This window comes from Actinomadura bangladeshensis (assembly GCF_004348335.1).
GTDB classification, from domain to species: Bacteria; Actinomycetota; Actinomycetes; order Streptosporangiales; family Streptosporangiaceae; genus Spirillospora; species Spirillospora bangladeshensis.
In genome coordinates, this window is sequence record NZ_SMJW01000550.1 from 1 (window position 1) to 1,250 (window position 1,250).

Annotated in this window: 1 protein-coding gene; it reads right to left on the reverse strand. The window is 71.0% G+C overall.

Annotated elements, in window-relative coordinates:
- Nucleotides 1–187 precede the first annotated feature (187 nt).
- Nucleotides 188–1,250: methyltransferase (locus E1284_RS40780; RefSeq protein ID WP_131945449.1), on the reverse strand; the 1,063-nt coding region annotated here is incomplete at its 5' end.

Here is a 1,250-nt window from a genome sequence, read left to right on the forward strand (position 1 = left end):
CCGGATGATCTGCTGCAGCCGGCGCCCCTCGTCCTGGGTCAACCGCCGTGCTCTGACTGGCTCTGCCACCAGCCCGCCCCTCTCTCGATAACGACCTGTCGTCATCGAGGGTGGAGCCGATCAACCTGCCCGTCCCTGACCCTGTCCGGCGTGTCACCCAACCCGGTGGACGTTTGTGGTCACCGCACTAGACGAAGAAGCCGTCCGCGATGAGCTCCGGCAGGACCGCGTCGGCGTGCGCGCGCACCTGGGCCGCGTCCATGCCGGTCAGCTGGGCGATGGCGGCGAGCAGCGGATCGAGCGGCAGGGTGCCGTCGCAGACTCCGGCGAGTCCGGCCTCGACCGTCCCGACGCCGGCCGCGCGGCGCAGCCGCCCGGCCTGCCGCAGGACGATCCGCTCCGGATCCTCGGCGCCGGGCGGGCCCACCTGTTCCTGGACGAGCCCGGGCGCCGCCGCCAGCAGTTGTCCACAGCTTGTGGAAAACTCGGCGCCCTTGACGAGCCCGTCCAGGACGTCCGCGACATAGGCGCCGACGGGTTCCTCGACGGCGTGCCGCACCTCCTCGACCCGGACCACCGGACGCTCGCTCCGCCGCAACGTGATCCACCCGAACCCGACCCCGGCGACCCGATGCCGCTCGAAGTAGTCGAGCCACGCCTCGTACCGGGCCCGGTACTCGGGCGTCCCGGCCTCGCACGAATCCCGCAGCCACAGTTCGGCGTACTCGGCCGGATCCTGGACGTCCCGCTGGACGATCCACGCGTCGCACCCGTCCACCCACGCACCGACGCGCTCCTCCCAGGGAACGCCGTCGACGTGCAGCCAATTGGCCAAGAGCTGGCAATATCCGCCCTCGGTCAGGTAATCGGACGCCTTTCCGACGAGCGACCGGCAGAAGTCGTCCCCCGCCATCCCCGACTCGCGATAGGTGAACCGGGGCCCTTCCGCCGGCGCCACCACGAAGGGCGGATTCGACACGATCAGATCGAACCGCCGCCCTTGGACCGGCTCCAGCAGCGACCCCTCGACAAGCTCCGCGCCCTCGACGCCCGAAAGCGCGAAACTCATCGCGGCCAACCTCAGCGCCCGCGGATTGACGTCAGTGGCGGTGACCCTCGCCCCGGGATTCCGGGCCGCCGCATGGGCCGCCTGCACCCCGCACCCGGTCCCGAGATCGAGCAGGTTATCCACACCCCTGTGGACAACCAGCCGCGCCAGATTCCCGGACGCCCCGCCCGTCCCCACGACA